Annotated in this window: 17 protein-coding genes; 9 read left to right on the top strand and 8 right to left on the bottom strand. The window is 72.4% G+C overall.

All coding sequences use genetic code 11. The features are described 5' to 3' along the window. Nucleotides 1-80: 80 nt before the first annotated feature. Nucleotides 81-1,034, bottom strand: a complete 954-nt coding sequence (locus tag LZ604_RS03530; RefSeq protein WP_234512515.1) for a L,D-transpeptidase — start codon at nucleotides 1,032-1,034, stop codon at nucleotides 81-83. Nucleotides 1,035-1,193: 159 nt separating this feature from the next. Between LZ604_RS03530 and LZ604_RS03525 the strand changes: the two genes are divergently transcribed. Together LZ604_RS03525 and LZ604_RS03520 are read left to right on the top strand one after the other, a co-directional pair. Then, entirely contained in the window at nucleotides 1,194-1,697 is a 504-nt protein-coding gene (locus LZ604_RS03525) for a SigE family RNA polymerase sigma factor (protein WP_234512512.1), read from the top strand. Beyond that, on the top strand, nucleotides 1,687-2,421 hold the full coding sequence (locus tag LZ604_RS03520) for a L,D-transpeptidase (protein ID WP_234512510.1): 735 nt from the start codon (nucleotides 1,687-1,689) through the stop codon (nucleotides 2,419-2,421). Before LZ604_RS03525 ends, LZ604_RS03520 begins: the two co-directional genes overlap by 11 nt. Here the strand turns inward: LZ604_RS03520 and LZ604_RS03515 are convergent. After that, a complete protein-coding gene (locus LZ604_RS03515; protein WP_234512508.1) occupies nucleotides 2,418-2,840 on the bottom strand; it encodes a MarR family winged helix-turn-helix transcriptional regulator in 423 nt (140 codons plus the stop codon). The genes LZ604_RS03520 and LZ604_RS03515 overlap by 4 nt on opposite strands. Before the next feature lie 62 nt (nucleotides 2,841-2,902). Between LZ604_RS03515 and LZ604_RS03510 the strand changes: the two genes are divergently transcribed. Beyond that, a complete protein-coding gene (locus LZ604_RS03510) occupies nucleotides 2,903-3,676 on the top strand; it encodes an alpha/beta fold hydrolase (protein ID WP_234512506.1) in 774 nt (257 codons plus the stop codon). 37 nt (nucleotides 3,677-3,713) lie between these two features. Here the strand turns inward: LZ604_RS03510 and LZ604_RS03505 are convergent, their stop codons facing one another. Further along, entirely contained in the window at nucleotides 3,714-4,769 is a 1,056-nt protein-coding gene (locus tag LZ604_RS03505; protein ID WP_234512503.1) for a sporulation protein, read from the bottom strand. Between the two features lie 435 nt (nucleotides 4,770-5,204). Here LZ604_RS03505 and LZ604_RS03500 point away from each other — a divergent pair, with 435 nt between their 5' ends. Continuing rightward, the gene (locus tag LZ604_RS03500; protein WP_234512501.1) at nucleotides 5,205-5,357 is read left to right on the top strand and encodes a hypothetical protein; all 153 of its coding nucleotides are present in this window, start codon (nucleotides 5,205-5,207) and stop codon (nucleotides 5,355-5,357) included. Between the two features lie 142 nt (nucleotides 5,358-5,499). On the opposite strand, the gene LZ604_RS03495 is transcribed toward LZ604_RS03500, so the two are convergent. Further along, nucleotides 5,500-6,243: a DUF4142 domain-containing protein gene (locus LZ604_RS03495; RefSeq protein ID WP_234512499.1), complete on the bottom strand. Its 744-nt coding sequence runs from the start codon at nucleotides 6,241-6,243 to the stop codon at nucleotides 5,500-5,502. A 219-nt stretch (nucleotides 6,244-6,462) separates the two neighbouring features. On the opposite strand from LZ604_RS03495, the gene LZ604_RS03490 reads away from it, so the two are divergent. Then, complete coding sequence (locus tag LZ604_RS03490; protein ID WP_234512497.1) at nucleotides 6,463-7,500, top strand: permease; 1,038 nt, start codon at nucleotides 6,463-6,465, stop codon at nucleotides 7,498-7,500. Next, nucleotides 7,497-8,297: a TIGR03943 family putative permease subunit gene (locus tag LZ604_RS03485; RefSeq protein ID WP_234512495.1), complete on the top strand. Its 801-nt coding sequence runs from the start codon at nucleotides 7,497-7,499 to the stop codon at nucleotides 8,295-8,297. Before LZ604_RS03490 ends, LZ604_RS03485 begins: the two co-directional genes overlap by 4 nt. 18 nt (nucleotides 8,298-8,315) lie before the next feature. On the opposite strand, the gene LZ604_RS03480 is transcribed toward LZ604_RS03485, so the two are convergent. From LZ604_RS03480 to LZ604_RS03465, 4 genes are all read right to left on the bottom strand, one after another. Continuing rightward, entirely contained in the window at nucleotides 8,316-8,993 is a 678-nt protein-coding gene (locus LZ604_RS03480; protein ID WP_234512493.1) for a DUF6445 family protein, read from the bottom strand. Between the two features lie 131 nt (nucleotides 8,994-9,124). Further along, nucleotides 9,125-10,402, bottom strand: coding sequence for a serine/threonine-protein kinase (locus LZ604_RS03475; protein ID WP_234512491.1), 1,278 nt, complete (start codon nucleotides 10,400-10,402; stop codon nucleotides 9,125-9,127). Between the two features lie 284 nt (nucleotides 10,403-10,686). After that, nucleotides 10,687-11,718 carry a quinone oxidoreductase family protein gene (locus tag LZ604_RS03470; protein ID WP_234512489.1) on the bottom strand — a complete coding sequence of 344 codons (1,032 nt, stop codon included), beginning with the start codon at nucleotides 11,716-11,718 and terminating at the stop codon, nucleotides 10,687-10,689. Next, the gene (locus LZ604_RS03465) at nucleotides 11,715-12,356 is read right to left on the bottom strand and encodes an MBL fold metallo-hydrolase (RefSeq protein ID WP_234512487.1); all 642 of its coding nucleotides are present in this window, start codon (nucleotides 12,354-12,356) and stop codon (nucleotides 11,715-11,717) included. Before LZ604_RS03465 ends, LZ604_RS03470 begins: the two co-directional genes overlap by 4 nt. Before the next feature lie 137 nt (nucleotides 12,357-12,493). Here LZ604_RS03465 and LZ604_RS03460 point away from each other — a divergent pair, with 137 nt between their 5' ends. The 3 genes from LZ604_RS03460 to LZ604_RS03450 all read left to right on the top strand — a co-directional run bounded on the left by LZ604_RS03460 (nucleotide 12,494) and on the right by LZ604_RS03450 (nucleotide 15,765). Further along, nucleotides 12,494-13,423: an NADP-dependent oxidoreductase gene (locus LZ604_RS03460; RefSeq protein ID WP_234512485.1), complete on the top strand. Its 930-nt coding sequence runs from the start codon at nucleotides 12,494-12,496 to the stop codon at nucleotides 13,421-13,423. Nucleotides 13,424-13,690: 267 nt separating this feature from the next. Further along, nucleotides 13,691-14,701 carry a ScbA/BarX family gamma-butyrolactone biosynthesis protein gene (locus LZ604_RS03455; protein ID WP_234512483.1) on the top strand — a complete coding sequence of 337 codons (1,011 nt, stop codon included), beginning with the start codon at nucleotides 13,691-13,693 and terminating at the stop codon, nucleotides 14,699-14,701. Nucleotides 14,702-14,706: 5 nt separating this feature from the next. Beyond that, nucleotides 14,707-15,765 (top strand): ketoacyl-ACP synthase III family protein, encoded by a 1,059-nt coding sequence (locus LZ604_RS03450; protein WP_234512481.1) that lies wholly within the window; start codon nucleotides 14,707-14,709, stop codon nucleotides 15,763-15,765. Nucleotide 15,766 lies beyond the last annotated feature (1 nt).

Raw genomic sequence — 15,766 nt, 5'->3', positions numbered from 1 at the left:
GCCGGGCCGCGCTGCCGGTCGGAGGCGTCCGGGCAAGGAGCGTCACGCCGAACGGCCTTGACCGCAGGCCGGCGTTCGATTCACGCGAGGGCGCTACCGGCCCGCCAGTCGGCCCAGCCGACGTTCCAGTCGCCGTAGCCGTTGCCCGGCGCGACGGTCTCCCTCGAGCCGACCACCCGCACCACGTCCCCGGGTACGACCTCGTCGTAGAACCGTTTCGCCGTGCCGTCCGTGGCCAGACCCACGCAGCCGTGGGTGACGTTGCGGCGGCCGGCGTACGTGTCCGCCTTCGGGTTCTGGTGGAGGTAGGTGCCCGAGGCGGTGAGGTGGACGGCGTAGGCGTAGTAGCCCGCGTAGGCGTCGCCGTAGCCGACCGTCCGCGAGTCCATGTAGACCCTGGGCGCCTTGTCGGAGACGACCATGGTGCCGTTCCAGGTGTCCATGCCGGGTGCGCCTGCGGTGATCGGCACGGTCCGCGCCGTGCCGTCCTTGACGATCCTCATGGTGTGCGTGCGCACGTCCACCGTGGCGACGAGGGAGCGGCCGACGGTGAAGTGCCGGGTGATGCCGGAGCCGGCGTGCACGGTGACCTGCGTGCCGGGTTTCCAGTAGGTACGGGGACGGAAGTCCACGCGCCGTCCGTCGGAGAGATTGCGATCCGCGACCCAGCTCCAGGAGCCCTCGACCGTGGCGACGACTTTCAACTGCCTTTCGACATCGGCGCGTTCCGCGCGGGGTACGGGGTGGCCGAAGGTGACGGACACCGGCATGCCGACGCCGACCGTCTGCCCTTCGGCGATGTTGATGTGTGCGCCGGCCAGCTTCTTCAGCGGCTCGGGCGCGGGCTTCGGCCGGGCGGTGGCCGTCGCCGTCGCGTTCGGCCGGCCGGCCGCTGCGGCCCCGGTGTCCGTGGCGGGTACCTGCGTCCGGGCGCAGCCCGTGAGCGCCGCGAGTGCCGTGAGCGCTGTCAGCGAGCACGCGATCGCGGCCGTCCGGGCGGACGCTCGGCGCCGGCTCCTGGCTCTGGTGGTCATCCTGTTCCCCCTGTGGTGTGTTTCGATGTGCGGCGTACGGGACCTGTACGCACGGGGGAGCCGGGCGGGTTGCACGGGAGGCCCGGGAGTTCGGAAGACCCCCGTGACGGGCCATGAGCGAGCACGGGGCGGGGCCATGAGCGAGCACGGGGCGGGGGCATGACCGAGGAAGAGTTCGATGCTTTCTACGCCGCCGCCTTTCCCCGGCTGACCGGCCAGCTCTATGCGTTCACCGGGGACCACGGAGAGGCGCAGGACGTCGTGCAGGAGGCGTTCGTCCGCGCCTGGGACCGGCGGCGGGAGTTCCTCGCCGAGGGCGCGCCCGAAGCCTGGATACGCACCGTGGCGATGCGGCTCGCGGTCAGCCGCTGGCGGCGGACGCGACGCTGGCTGGAACTGGTGCGGCGTACTCCGCCCCCGGAGCACACGCCCGGTCCGGATCCCGAGCGGACCGCGCTCGTGGCCGCTCTGCGCAAACTGCCCGAGGCGCAGCGGATGGCCCTGGTTCTGCACCATCTGTGCGACCTGAGTGTGGAGCAGGTAGCCTCCGAAACCGGTGCTCCGGTGGGCACGGTCAAGGCGCGGCTGTCCCGGGGCCGGGCGGCACTGGCGCGGGAAATGGCCACCGTCGACGGGGAGAGGGAGGACGACCGTGTCCGATGACCTCACCACCGGGCTGCGCGAACTGGCCGAGTCCGGGCAGATGCCGCCCCGCGTGCCCGGCGCGGAGGTCCGCCGGCGGGCGGGCGTACGCCGCCGTCGCCGTGCGGCCGTCGCGGCAGCCGGTGTGTCCGCCGTGGCCGCCCTCGGTGTCGCGCTGCTGCTCAACCTCACCGGTCCCGGTCCGCACGAGAGGCCTTCCCCGGCCTCGACCGGCACACCGAGCACGCATGCCGCGCCCTCCGCCACGGTGTACCTGGCCCGGCGGGTTCTCGTCATCGGTGACCGCGTACTGCGCGTGTCCGCGGGCACGTTCGACACCCGCACCCCGACGGGCCGGATGACGGTCACCGCCCGACGGGAGATCATGACGCAGCCGGGCAAGGCCGTGGGTTTCAAGGGCAGTTACAGCGTCAAGGTCCCCTGGGTGGTCGAACTGAGCGCGGACGACGGCACGAGCACCTTTCTCGGCGGTCTGACCTACGACAGCAAGGCGCCCGGCAACTACGACACGACGAACGGCTGGATCGGACTGGGTGTCGAGGACGCCAAGTGGGTGTACGAGCGCTTGAGCGTGGGGGATGTGGTCGTCGTCGAGGACGGCCGGGGCACGCCGGTGCCGGGGCGGACGCCGCCACCGGACGACGGCGGGTCCGGGGGCGCCGCGGGCAACCCCTCGGTGGTGTCCTCCCGGCACGGCAGCACTGGAACAGGCGGCTCCGGCTAGTCCTCGGGCCGCTCCTCCGTGAGCCGGTGCAGCAGGCCGAGCAGGGTCGTCCGTTCGGCCTCGGACAGCGGCGCGAAGCACTCGGCCAGAACCTCGTCGGCGATCCGGTGCCCCGCTTTCAGGATCTCCTCCCCGGCCGGTGTGAGGTGGTGCTCGATACGGCGGCCCTGTCCCGGCCGCCGTTCGACCAGGCCCTGGGCCACCAGCCGGCCGGCCAGCGTGCCGAACGCCTGCTCGCTCTGGAACGTCGCCGCCGCCAGGGACCGCGCGTGCGCCCCGGGGGAACGGCTGATCGCACGCAGCGCGTCCCACTGCGCGAGCGTCGTCCCGACACCGGCGAGCCGGCCGTCGAGGGCCCGGTGCTGACGGTACTGGGCTTGTTTGACGGCTCTTCCGAGGGACTGCAGTTCAGGGGCCATGGGGCCAGGGTAGCACTGTAACTAAGCTTGCTTATATAAAGATGCTTAGTTAGTCTCGGGGCATGACTGCATCCCACACGCACGCCGTCCGGTCCGAACCGGGCCTCACCCTCGCCGAATCGGGGACCGGGCGCCCGGTGCTGCTCCTGCACGGCGGTGGAGGGCCGGACACCGTCACCGGACTCGCCGCCCACCTGGCACGCACCGCGCACGTCGTCACCCCCACCCATCCCGGCTGGAACGGCACACCCCGTCCCGACCGGTTCACCGGCGTCGACGATCTCGCCCTGGCCTATCTGCACCTCCTCCACGACCGGGGGCTGCGCGACGTACTGGTCGTGGGCTCCTCGCTCGGCGGCTGGATCGCCGCCGAGATGGCCGTCCGCGACCAGGCGGGGCTCCTCGGCCGGCTGGTACTGATCGACGCCGTCGGAGTCGCGGTCGAGGGCGAACCGATCCGGGACTTCTTCGCCCTCGACGCCCGCGGCGTCGCCGAGTACGCCTACCACGACTCCGAGCGCTTCTACGTCGACCCGGCAGAAGTCCCGGCCGCGCAACTCGCCCGGCGCAAGGCCGACATGGCGGCGCTGCGCACCGTCGCGGGCGACCCGTACATGCACGACCCGAAGCTGCTGGGCCGCCTGGGGCGCGTCCGGATCCCCGCGCTGGTGCTGTGGGGCGAGAGCGACCGCATCGTCACGCCCGGGTACGGCGCGGCCTACGCCGCCGCGTTCGGTGACGGCCGCTTCCAGTCCGTCGCCGAGGCGGGTCATCTGCCCCACATCGAACAGCCGGAGGCCACGTTCGCCCTGATCGACGCCTTCCTCGGGGAGTGAGCAACTCCCCGGGTGCCGTGGGGGCGTGGCGGACGGGTCAGCCCTCCCCGCCCTCGTCCTCCTCTCCCTCGAAGAAGTCCCCGATCTCGTCCACCACTTCGGCCGCCACCATCCCGCCGACGACCCCGACCGCCAGCCCCGCCGCACCCGCGGCGACCGCCGTGCCGATGCCGGGTCCGGAGCGGTGCCCGCCGTGATGGTCGCCGTGGTGCCCGCCGTAGTGGCTTGCGTGGTGGTCGCCGTAGTGGCTTGCGTGGTGCCCGCCGTGGTCGCCGGTGTGGGGGGTGTGGGCCGCGTACGGCGTCTGCGCTCCGTAGGCGGCCCGGTGTTGCACCAACTGTCCGACCCAGCCGTCGACTTCCGCGTTCCAGTCGCGGGTGTGGACCTCGTGGTGGTGGACCGTGAAGCGGGCCAGGGTGTCGTGGCCCGAGGAGAACGGGCCGCCGCGCCTGTCGGCCTCGAGGACGATCTCCACGCCCTCAGCGGAGGCGAGGAAGGTCAGCTCGACCTCGCTCACCATGTGCGCGTACCGCGGGGCCGGGGTCAGCTCGATCTCCTGGTAGAAGGGAAGCTGCTGTCCGGTGCCGGCGATGCGGCCGTACTCCAGGTCGGCCGAGCGGAAGCCGAAGCCGAGCTGCCCGAGGGCCTCCAGCACCGCCTCCTGGACCGGCAGCGGGCGCACCGCCAGCTGGTCCAGGTCGCCCTTGTCCCTGGCGCCGGCCACCGCCAGCTCCGTGCGCACGCCGAGGACGATGCCCAGTCGCTGCCCGTACAGCTCGGTGACCGGTGTCTCCCACGGCAGGGTCACGCTGAACGGGACGCTGCGCTGCTCCTCCTCGCCGACCCGGAATCCACCGCCGACCGTGAACCGCGCGAAGGGGATCGCCCCCTCGCTCTGGCCCCCCTCGTGCTCCGCCTCCACGCGCGCGACCAGCTCGAGCCCGATGTGCTCGATCTCCACCGCCGAACCGCCGCCACGCAGATGCACCTGCCCGGTCAGCGCCCCGCCGGGCTGTGCCGCGCCATCGCCCAGGACCGTGTCCACCGAGGGGCCTGTCACACCGATCGCCCCCAGCAGCCGTTTGAACACCATGCCGGTGCCGCTCCTTCACTGATCGCCTTCGTCGTCCGTCCGCACCGGCCGACGCCCGCTCGCGCCGTGCGCCGCCCCGCTGCCCGTTGAACCGACCGTAAAGGTAAAGAAGTTCCCAAACTCACCGGCCGAGTCCGGAAGTCACCCGTATGGAGTCATGTGCTCGGGCCGCGGTTCGAGGGTGGCGGCCGTCACCACAAGACCGGATGGTCTCGTTCCCGATGTGGCCGAAACGTGACGGGTCGACGAACTCGTCGCTGTTTCAACGAGGTTGACAGCCAGAGCGGGGTGATCGACTATGTGCTCGAAATGTGGCTCAAGTAACCAGTGAGCCCGGTGTTTTTCTTCGACCACTCTTTCCCGGCCACGGTCCCGGCGGTTTCGCGCTGCCCGCTTCCCTGGTCCGGGCCGGAGCCCACGAAGCTGGGGGAACGCATGTCCAGTGCGCAAGGCGTCACCGTACGCCGCCTGCTCGGGACGGCAGGCGGCGACGCTCTGCCGTTCGCGGCGGGTGTCACGGCCTTCGTGGCGGCCGGGGCGGGCATCGCGGTCGCCACCCGGCGCCGTACCTCGCGCACCCGCACATGACGCCTCCGGCGTCCCTTTGACCATCCTCCACGGGCCCGGCGCTCAATTCCCCCGATGAGCGCCGGGCCCACTTCTTGCCCCGAGAGCCGGAGAACCGGAGAGCCGACGGCCCGGGTGTCCGGGCCGTCGGGAGTCCCTGAGGTCAGCCCGTCGTCGGGGCCGGGGACGGGGTGGTCGACGGCGGCGGGGTGAAGCCCGGGGGCGGGGAGAGGATGACCGTGGGCTCACCGGGCGCGGGGGCCGGTGGGGTCATGCTGCTCTTCGGGAGCTTCGGCGGCGTCGTCTCCTGGAACAGCACGGAGTCGAAGTTCACCAGGCCCGTCTGCTCCATCACCGTGATGTGGTCCAGAACGGTGTCGTTCGCCTGGTCGGCCAGCTGGCGGACCAGCGTGTTCTTCGTGGTGGCCCGGATGTTGGCGATGACCGGGAAGATCTGGCCGTGCGTCACGCGCAGGATGTTCGCCAGGTCCTGGTCGAACTGCTTGCCCTGGTCCGAGGTCAGCGTGGCCACGAAGCCCTGCTGCTGCGGGCTCGGCTGGTTCGGCAGCGTGATGCCCAGCTGCGTGGCCACCTTCCGGCAGGTGTCGTCGAGGTTGGAGTGTCCGTTGATCAGGTGCTGTCCGGCGGTGCGCACGGCCGGGATCGTGCCCTTTTTCACGGCCAGTTCCCCGGAGGGGAACTCCCACAGACCGGCGGCCCGCACCTTGACGACGAAGTCGCGGTCCGCGTCGGTCAGCGGTCCCCACGAGGTGTTGGCGATCACACGCGAGGGGGCACTCGACACGGTCTGCACGCCCAGCATCGAGGGATAGACGAGAGCCGTCAGCGTCAGCGTGAGGGCCCCCGCCACAAAGAGGGTTCCCGCCGCGTTCCGTGAAATGCGCATGGCACCTCCTGATTGTTCGAACGCCCAGGGATACGCGCGCGAACGGGGCCCGGAACCTTTTCGACAGGCAAAATCCGCGCCCTCGCACTGTGGGGGCCGTCACACCGGACGGGCCCCGCGCCGCCGGATCCCGCCGCGAACACGAGGAGGCGTGGCGGTGCGGGGGTGTGGCTCGGGACCCGGTATGTTCGATCCGGACATCGCACATTCGGGGTCGGCATGCAGAAGACAGACACACGGGCCGCGGAGGCGGAGCCGGGCGTCGCGGTCCCCGCGGCGACCGCCGACGGCCCCGCGGGCGGCCGGCGGCCGTTGCCCTGGCCGCTTCTGTTCGGGCCGGCCGTCCTCGCCGGTCCCGTGCTGCTCCTCCTCGTGCGGTGGCTGGACGAGCCGGCCATGCAGGCCTGGCGGACCGTCTGCCTCGCCATCGTCGTGCAGGCTTTGCCCTTTCTGCTGCTCGGCACCGCCCTGTCCGGCGCGATCAACGCGTTCGTGCCGGCACGGGTGTTCAGCAGGGTGCTGCCCCGCCGGCCCGTGCTCGCCGTCCCGGTCGCCGGTGTCGCCGGTGCCGTGCTCCCCGGCTGTGAGTGTGCGTCGGTGCCGGTCGCGAACAGCCTGATCCGCCGTGGGGTGACTCCGGCCGCCGCCTTCACGTTTCTGCTGTCGGCCCCCGCCATCAACCCGGTCGTCCTGACGGCGACCGCGGTCGCCTTCCCCGGCAGCCCCGCCATGGTGCTGGCCCGGCTGCTCGCCTCGCTGGCCACCGCCGCCGTGATGGGCTGGCTCTGGCTCTGGCTGGGCCGCGAGGAATGGCTGAGGCCGGCCGTGCGGCACACCGGACACCAGCCGGGAAACAGCCGCTGGACGGAGTTCCGGCTCGGCTTCCAGCACGATTTCCTGCACGCGGGCGGCTTCCTGGTGGTCGGGGCCATGGCGGCGGCCACCTTCAACGTGGCCGTGCCGCGCTCCGTGCTCGACACCTTCTCCGGCTCCCCCTGGCTGTCGGTGCTCTTCCTGGCCGGGCTCGCCATCGTTCTCGCGGTGTGCTCCGAGGCCGACGCGTTCGTGGCCGCCTCGCTGAGCGGGTTCTCGCCGACCGCGCGGCTGGCGTTCATGGTCGTCGGGCCGATGGTCGACCTGAAGCTGATCGCGCTTCAGGCGGGCACGTTCGGCCGGGCCTTCGCGGCCCGTTTCTCCGCCGCGACGACCGTCGTCGCGGTCCTGTGCAGCTCGCTGATAGGAGGGGTTCTGCTGTGAAACGGCCCGTCCAGGTGACCCTGCTCGTCCTCGGCGGCCTCGGCCTGCTGCATGCCTCGCTCTTCACCGACCTGTGCCTCAGGTACGTCAAGGAAGGGCTCCGGCCGATGCTGATCGCGTCGGGGGCGCTGCTGCTCGTACTGGGCCTGCTGGACGCGGCGTCGGGCCGGGGGCGCGGCGATCAGGGCCACGGCCATGACGGTCACGGCGACAGTGGCCACGGCCACGGCGGTCACGGTGACAGTGGCCACGGCGGTCATGCTCACAGTGGCCACGACCACTCCCGCACTCCTCGGATCGCCTGGCTTCTGTTCCTGCCCGTGCTGAGCCTGCTCTTCTACGCCCCACCGGCCCTCGGCGCGTACACCGCCGCCCGGGAGGCGCCCAAGGCCGTCAAGGAGCAGGAGCACTTCGATCCGCTGCCCCGGACCTCGCCCCTGCCGATGACGCTCACGGACTTCACCACCCGGGTGCAGCAGGACCGCGAGCAGGCCGTCAAGGGCCGCAGCATCCGGATGACCGGCTTCGTCACGCCCGACAAGCGGGGCGGCGGCTGGTACCTGACCCGGATCATCTTCTCGTGCTGCGCCGCGGACGCCCAGTCCGTGAAGGTGCGGGTGTACGGGAAGCCGGCCCTGCCCGCCGACACCTGGGTGGCCGTCACGGGCACCTGGCACCCCGGCGGCACCCTGGGCACGCGTTCCGCGCCCGCCGCGCTCGACGCGCGTACCGTCGAGCGGATCGTCCGGCCGGTGAACGCGTACACGGACGACCTGCCGCTGGCCCCGTCCCGCTGACGGCCGACCGCAGGGCGCTCAGGCCATCCAGAAGAAGACGGCCGTCATGCGCTTGTCCTCCAGGTCGCTTCCCCAGTAGCCCGTGGCGCTGTGCATGATGTTGGCCTTGTAGAGCAGCAGCCGGTTGTAGCGCTGCGGCACGCGCACGTCCTCGGTGAACGCGTCCGGGGCGACATAGCGCGTGCCCAGCGCCTCGACCAGGTTGGTGTGCGGGGCCTGCACCATGTTGCCGCCGAGGACGCCACCCGGCAGGCTCTGCCGGTAGAAACTCGTGCCGCAGTCCTTGGGGATGTTCGGGCTGAGATAGAGCACCGCGGCGTAGCGGCACAGCGCCCGTGAGTCGGTGTGCGGACGCGGCTCGCCCTCGTCCTTGCCGACGACCTGGACGCAGTTGTGGTTGAGGGTGCCCCCGCCGGGCGCGGTCTCGAGCCACAGCTTCGGCGCGCCGGTCTCCTTGCGCACGAGCCGCTCGACCCGTGCGAGTTCGCCCGGTTCGAGCCCGGGCATCGTCCGCAGCCCCGGCCAGCTCTCCTGTGTGTAGGGGTACCCCTTGGTCCATTCGTCCTCGCCCTTGGCCAGACACCGGGCCCGGACCTCGTCCACGTTCGGCAGGACGTCGTCGAGGATCCAGTAGTCCCGGCCGCGGGTGGGCTTGCGGTACGGGAGCACGGGGAGGCGTGGAGGCTGTGGGGGCATGTGCGTGAACCTACAGTCGTCGCCCGCCGCCGTTTCTTTTCGAACGGTCAACGTTCAGTCAACGTAATCACCGTGGTGCGCAAGGGCGTTGCAGTTTCCGGGCCCGGGCCGGGCCCGGAACCGGGCCGGGGTCACGGCGTCGACGTGTCCGGGCTCGACTGCGTCTCCCGGGGGGTCTCCGCGGAGCTGCTGTCCGGCGAGAACATCGCCATGCCCACGAACATCGCCGTGAGGAACAGTGCCGCCGCGGCGATCAGACCCACGGTGCCCGGCCGCCGCGCGACGAACGCACGCGCCGAGGGCCGCCCGCGCCGGCCGCCGGTCGCCGGCCGGTCGCGGTGACCCGTCGTCGCGGGACGTTCCCGGTGGTCCGCACCGGACGGGCGCTCCCGGTGGCCCGCCGTGCCGGGGCGCTCCCGGTGGTGCCCGGCCCCCGGGCGCTGGCGGTGGGCCGCCCGGTGGCCCGGGGCCGGGGTGGCGGACGGAAGTTTGTACGTCGTCGCCGGGCGGGCCTGCGTACGGGGGAGCGCGGGCGGCGGTACCGGGGCCGCCTGGACGTGCCGTGGTTCCGGGGCGATGGCCGGGAGCGGTTTGGGGTGGCCCCGCCAGGCGCCGGTGGCGAACCAGTCGGCCGCCTGCCGTGCGGTGGGCCGGTCCTCGAGCCGCTTGGCGAGCAGGCCCAGCAGGTAGTTCTCGAAGGCGGGCGGCAGCGAGACGCCCAGCTCCCGGGGCGGTACGGGCGCGGTGTCCAGGTGGTGGTGGAGGATCCCGATCGCGGAGTCGGCCCGGAACGGGGGCTGCCCGGTGAGGAGTTGGTAGAGCACACAGCCCAGCGAGTACACGTCGCTGGCCGGTCCCGCGGGCTTGCCGAGGGCTCGCTCCGGCGCGATGTACAGACTCGTGCCGACGATCTGCCCGGTCGCCGTGAGCGCGCCCGACGGGTCGTCCATGAAGCGGGCGATGCCGAAGTCGCCGATCTTCACCGTTCCGTCCGCGTCGAGAAGCAGATTGCCGGGCTTGATGTCCCGGTGCACGATGCCCTGTTCGTGTGCCACGGCGAGTCCGGCCGCGGCCTGCGCGGCGATGTGCGCGACGCGCTCCGCGGGCAGGGGGCCGTCGTCGGCGAGCAGCCGGGAGAGGCTGTCGCCCTCCACCAGTTCCATCACCAGGTACAGCCGGCCTTCGTGCTCGCCGAAGTCGAGAACACCGACCACATGCGGGTGGTGGAGCCGTCCCGCGGTCTGCGCCTCCAGCCGGAAGCGGGAGTCGGCGGTGGGGTCGGCGTTCTGCGCGAGCAGGACCTTGACGGCGACGGGCCGGCCGAGCATCTGGTCGTATGCCCGCCAGACCTCCCCCATGGCGCCGCGACCGATGGTGGTGTTCAGCTCGTACCGGCCCGCGATCAGCACCTGTTGTTACATCCTCATGCCGTGAGACGAATGCCGTGAGACCGCTCGGCCGCCGCCGGCCATGACTCCGCCGGGGCGGGTGATGGTGGGGAGCCGTAGCGGATCACAGCCTATCGGCACGCCCCCCCCCGATTTGATCACGGTCTCCCCCTTGTGGTGGCGGAGGCGTGACGATCCGGCCTCACAATCCCCGCGTCTGCGGCGCTTCTGACGTTCCGTCCGTCGGTACGGGAGGCGGCGGGCCGGGTGCTCCGCCGCCCCGCCGTGGTCGGTCCCGGACGTGGTCAGGCCCGGACGTCCAGGACGTACTTGCCCGTGGACGCCCGCGTCTCCAGCAGTTCGTGCGCGTGTGCCACGTCCTTCAGTGGCAGCACCTTCACGTCGACGCGGACGGTGCCCCTGGCGACCTCCGCCAGGGCCTGCTCCAGATGGGCGCGGAGCAGGTGCGGGGCGCGGCCCGCGACGCCGCCGAGGTTGTAGCCGGCCAGCGAGCTGTTGGTGTACCAGGGGTGGTTGCCCTCGAAGGTGACGTCCTCCGCCGCGGCGTTGCCGAAGACGACGTGGCGCCCGAACGCCGCGAGCAGACCGGTCACGGACGACCGGAACGCGCCGCCCACGGAGTCCAGGACCAGGTCCGCGCCCGCTCCGCCGGTGCGTTCGGCCACCTCCCGCTCGATCTCGTCGTACGACACCACGCTGTCGTAGCCGTAGCCGCGCGCGTACTCCGCCTTGGCCGGGGAGCTGGTCACTCCGATCACCGTGCTCGCGCCCAGCGTCCGGGCCAGCTGTGCGGCGGCCGTACCGACCCCGCCCGCGGCGGCGAGGACGACCACGGTCTCGCCCTGCGCGAGGTGCCCGGCGGAGGTGAGCACGCCGAGTGCGGTGGTCACGTTGCACAGGGCGCCCGCCGCCAGGGCGCCGTCCAGCCCCGCGAGGTCGCCGTCCAGCCGTACCGTGTGCTCCGCTCCCACGGCGACCACCTCGGCGTTGCCGCCGCCGCCCAGGGTGAGTGCGGCGACCCGCTGGCCGGGCTCGAGGCCGGTGACGCCCTCGCCGACGGCGCGTACCGTGCCGACCGCCTCCAGACCGGGGAAGTGCGGCAGATCCACCGGGAACTGGCCGCGCCGGAACATCACTTCCGCGAAGTTCACGCCCGCGTACCGGACGTCGACCGTGATCTGCCCGGGCCCCGGCTCCGGCGTCGGGACCTCCGCGACGGCCAGGACGGACGGGTCGCCGAAGGACTCGAACCGGACGGTACGCATACGGCTCCCGGACGGTGTGGAGGGCGCGGGGGTCTCAGAGGTGTTCGTCATCGGATTCCTGTCTCGCTGAGGGTGGCGGTGGGGCCGTGTCCGGTCAGCAGCCGTGTGCCGTCCGGGCAGGTGGTGGCGACCAGGCGCAGGGAGGCGTCCAGGCTCGCCGGGCTGGCGCCGGGCGCGTCCGCGCGTCCCCGGCCGTCGGCGAGCAGGGTGTCCCCGGTCGCCAGCAGCGGGTCCGTGCCGCCGCCGAAGCGGAACATGACGGAGCCGCCGGTGTGGCCGGGCGTGTGCAGCACGGTGACCGGGCCCGCCGCGAAGTCCAGTTCGCCGCCGCCGTCCGGAAGGTCGCGCACCTCGTCGGGTTCCCGGTCGGGATGGCCGACGAGCAACTCGCGGGGGAAGGTGTCCGGCAGCCCCTTGGCCGGGGCGCCGAACTGGTAGCGGTCGGCCGGATGGATCCACGCCGGGATGCCGTAGCGCCGGGCGAGCGGCACGGCGTCCCAGGTGTGGTCCATATGGCCGTGCGTGATCAGGATGGCCTCGGGCTCCAGCCGGTGGGAGCGGACGGCCTCGGCGACCGCGTCGGCGGAGTCGTGCCCCGGATCGATGATCAGACACGGATTGCCGGGTCCCGCGGCGACGAGGTGAACGTTCGTGCCGAACTTGCCGGTTGCGGCGGACAGTACGAGCATGACGCGACTCTCTCCGAGTCCTCAGTCATATGTCAATTCCCGTCTCTGAAGCAGAACTCTGGCTCATCTCTGGCCTATAGTGGCGAGTGCCATCGCCCGGTGTGCGTACCGTCGTTGCTCCAGCAGGGGGTTTGTCCGTGAAGGCCATCGCCATCCAGCGCTACGGAGGGCCGGAGGTCCTGGAACTCATGGATCTCCCCGAGCCACGGCTCGGACCCGACGTCGTGCTCGTCCGGGTGCGGTACGCGGGCGTCAACCCGGCGGACTGGAAGATCCGGGAAGGCTTCATCGACGACTGGTTCGAGTCGCACTTCCCCATGGTGATGGGCTGCGACCTGTCCGGTGTGGTCGAGCGCACCGGCCTCGGTGTCACCGAGTTCGCCCCGGGCGACGAGGTCGTCGGCTACGTCCGCGCCGACCACATGCAGCGCGGCACGTACGGCGAACTGGTGGCGGCCCCCGTGCGGACCCTGGCGCACAAGCCGCGCGCCCTCGACTGGCGCGCCGCGGCCGGACTGCCGGCCGCCGGACTCACCGCGTACCAGGCGCTCCGCCGTCATCTGCGGATCGGCCCCGGTGAGGTGCTGCTCGTGCACGCGGCGGCCGGCGGGGTCGGCTCGCTCGCGGTGCAGATCGGCCGTGCGCTCGGCGCGCGTGTCATCGGCACGGCGAGCGAGCGCAACCACGCGTTCCTGCGCTCGCTCGGGGCCGAGCCGGTGACCTACGGCCCCGGGCTCGCCGACCGGGTGCACGCCCTGGCTCCGGGGGGTGTCGACGCCGTCTTCGACCTCATGGGCGGTGACACCCTGCTCGGCTCGCCCGCGCTGCTGCGGCCGGGAGGCCGTCTCGCGTCCATCTCCGGCGATGTGACGCGGCTGGGCGGGCGCTATGTGTTCGTCCGCCCCGACCCGGCCGACCTCGCCGAACTGGTGGCGATGGCGGACCGCGGAGAGGTACGGGTGCACGTCAGCGCGGAGTTCCCGCTGGCCGACGCCGCAGAGGCCCATGAACTCGTGCGCGCCGGCCATGTGCGGGGCAAGGTCGTCCTGGCGGTCGCACCCTCCTGACCCGGCGCACGGCAGCGCGGAACACGAACAAGGGCCGTCCCCTTCGGGGGACGGCCCTTTTCGGCATGTGCGGTGGGTCCCGTCCGCCTCTCCAGTGAAACTCGAGCGGCTCTCGATCCGGACGCGCCGTAGCCGTCGGGCGAACCCCTCGGCGTTCTCAGCCGAACCCACAGAGGCGGCTGCGAGGCTCTTTTCAGGCGGCTGTGACGCCGCTTTCCCGCCCCCATGGGGCTGCCCTGACGAACCCACCGACGAACGGAATCGGGCATGACCATTGCTGAGCAGGAGCGGCCGGAGACCGCTCCGGCCGCGGCCGAACTCGCCTACCAGCGTTCGATGGACCGGGTACTGGTGCACCGCCGGGCCCTCATGGAGGTCTTCGTCACGGACGCGGCACGGCTCGGCGAGGAGACGTTCGCCGTCGCCGTCCAGGCACCCCGCGCGCACAGCTACTACAACGACCACACGCAGCGGCCCGAGCTGCTGGACCCGCTGTTCCTGCTGGAGGCCGCCCGTCAGGCGGTGACCGTCGTGGCGCACCAGTGGCTTGGCGTCTCGTACGACACGTCGTTCCTGATCAGCGACTGGACGACCGAGTTCACGGATCTGCGGGCGCTGCGGGCCCGTGGCGACGCACCGGACGAGCTGGTGGTCGAGGTCACCGCCCGTGACCTCAAGCGGCGCGGCAGCAGGCTGCTGGCCGCCACGCTGGAGTGCGTGTTCGCCGTCGACGGGCGGCGGGCCGGGACGAGCACCATCGTGGCCGGATACCTCAGCCGCGACGGCTACGGGGCGCACCGCGCGAAGAGCCGGGGCGACGTTCCTCCGCTCTCCTCCGACATGCCGGCCGCACGCGCGGGCACCCCCGTGCAGCCCGCGCTGGTGGGCCGGGAGCGGTCCGCGAACGTGGTGCTGGTCGACGTGGAGCACCCCGGGGACGGGCTGGCGCTGCGTGCCGTGCTCGACGTTCCGGTGCGGCACCCGGCGATGTACGACCACCCCCTGGACCACGTGCCCGCGATGGCGCTCATGGAGGCGGCGCGCCAGGCCGCGGTCCTGGCCTCGGGGGCGCCCGCGCAGCGACGGTACGCGTACGCCTTCGGCGCCACGTTCCGCCGTTTCGTGGAGCTGGACAGCCCGGTGACGGTCTCCGTCACGTCCGCAGGCGGCGACGGCTTCACCGTCGATTTCCTCCAGGACGGCGCCTCCCTCTGCACGGCCACGGTCGGCGTCGCCGAACTTCCGGCGCCGCCGGCCCCGGATGCGGACGGCAGGTGACGGCCGTGCGACTGGACTCACCGCTCGGACTGACCGCCACCGCCTGGTATCCGGAGCGGCGGCAGACGGTCGAGGAGGCCGTGGCCGCCGGTGACATCGATGCCAGGACCGCCCGCGAGCTCGGCTACACGGCACTGCCCGTCAGCGAGCACACCGCACCGCCGGACATGGCAGTCGAGGCCGCCACGCAGGCGCTGACGCTCTCCGGAGCCCGGCCCGACGAACTCTCGCTGGTGCTGCACGCGAGCGTCCACCACCAGGGGCATGACGCCTGGTCGGCCCCGCACTACGTGGCCCGGCGGATCGGCGCCCACCGCGCCGTGCCGATCGGACTGCTCCAGCAGTGCAACGGCGGTGCCGTCGGGATCGAGCTGGCCGCGAGCCGCCTCCAGGGCGACCCGGCCGCCGGGCCCGCGCTGGTGACGACCGCCGACCGGTTCCTGATGCCGAGCTGGCACCGCTGGCGCAGCGACTACGGCATGGCGGCCGGGGACGCGGCCACGGCGGTCCTCGTCCACCGCGTCACCGGGCCGTCCGGGGGAGCGGCGGCGGACCACGCGCTCGCGCCGGACCTGCTGCTGCACTCCCTGGCGACCAGGGTCGCCGCCGAACTCGAGGTGATGCACCGGGGCGACGACGAGCTGAACGCGACGCCCATGGGCCACAGTCCGATGATCGACGTGCGGCGCACCAAGCGCGCCTTCATCAAGACGTACGGCGTCGACTTCTTCCTCAAGACCGCGGCCGACCGTATCCGTGCCGTCGTCGAGGAGTGCCTGGCCGGTGCCGGGCTCGCCGCCGACGACCCGCGGCTGCGCTATGCCGTGATTCCCCGGCTGGGGAGCAAGGCGATGGCGGAGGCGTACATCCCGCCGCTGACCGAGGTCACCCCCGCGGAGGTGCTCGACCTCGGCCGCGCCACCGGGCACGTGGGGGCCGGCGACCTCAACGCCTCCCTCGCCGACCTGGCCCGCACGGACCTGCTGGAGCCCGGGAGCTACGCGCTCGTGCTCAACGGCGGCGGCGGGTTCACGTTCACCGCGGTGGTGGTCAGCCGCAGCTGAC

The sequence above is a fragment of the Streptomyces glomeratus genome, from assembly GCF_021462825.1.
In the GTDB taxonomy this organism is placed as follows: Bacteria; Actinomycetota; Actinomycetes; order Streptomycetales; family Streptomycetaceae; genus Streptomyces; species Streptomyces glomeratus.
Note: the sequence above shows the minus strand (reverse complement) of the source record. Positions and strands in the feature narration are given on the sequence as shown.